This is a genomic window from Salinisphaera sp. C84B14, assembly GCF_040361435.1.
GTDB lineage: Bacteria > Pseudomonadota > Gammaproteobacteria > Nevskiales > Salinisphaeraceae > Salinisphaera.
On record NZ_APNL01000045.1, the window covers coordinates 1 to 956 of the forward strand.

1 protein-coding gene is annotated in these 956 nt (G+C 58.3%); it reads left to right on the plus strand.

What is annotated here, in order from left to right:
• A partial coding sequence (locus C84B14_RS17965) for an efflux RND transporter permease subunit (protein ID WP_353226127.1) occupies positions 1 to 956 on the plus strand: 956 nt, incomplete at both ends.

The following is a 956-nucleotide window of genomic DNA, read 5'->3' on the forward strand; positions in this document are numbered from 1 at the left end:
CCCGTGTCGGCACGCGTAATGGCCAGCCGGTTTATATTCAGGACATCGCCGAAGTTGGTTATGGCCGGGCAATTCGACGCGGCGCGGAAATCGCTAACGGCGAGGAATCCGTTGGTGGTTATGTTCTCAAGCTGATCGGAACGGATACACAGCGTGTCCTCGAGGATACCAATGCCAAGCTTGAGGAAATCAACAAGTCGTTGCCCGACGGGATGGTCGCCAAGGTCTATTACTCGCAGGCCGAACTGGTAGACAAGGCAACTAGCACGGTCGTCGAAGCGCTGTTAATCGGCGCTGTACTCGTACTTGTTTTGCTGTATCTGTTCCTCGGCAACGTGCGGTCAACGCTTATTGTGGTGTCGAGTGTGCCGCTATCGCTGCTCGTGGCATTCATCGCAATGCGCGTGTCGGGCTTATCCGCGAACTTGATGAGCCTCGGTGGCCTAGCCATTGGCATTGGCATGATGGTCGATGGCTCGGTCGTGATGATCGAAAACATCTTCCGGCATTTTGAGGAGCGTGACCTTGAAGCCGCGAGCATGTCCGATCTGGTCGGGGCCGCGGCGCGTGAAGTCGGTCGGCCGATCGTGTTCGCTGTCGCGATTGTGATCCTCGTGTTCCTGCCGTTGTTCACGCTCCAAGGTGTCGAGGGCAAACTGTTCTCGCCGATGGCCTATACGATCAGCTTCGCGTTGGCCGCAGCGCTGTTGCTATCCCTGACGCTGGTTCCCGTGCTGGCCGTGCTGGCATTCCGACGGGTGACCACGATGCAGGAACCACGGTTCGTGTCATGGATGAAAGCGGGTTATCGGCCGATGCGGGATGCCGCGCTTAAGGCTCCGGTCGTCGTAGTGGGGACGGCGGTCGTGTTGTTCATCGCCAGCCTCGCTGTGTTTCCGCAGTTGGGTACGGAGTTCATTCCGACCCTACGGGAAGGCACATTCATGGTTCGCTCC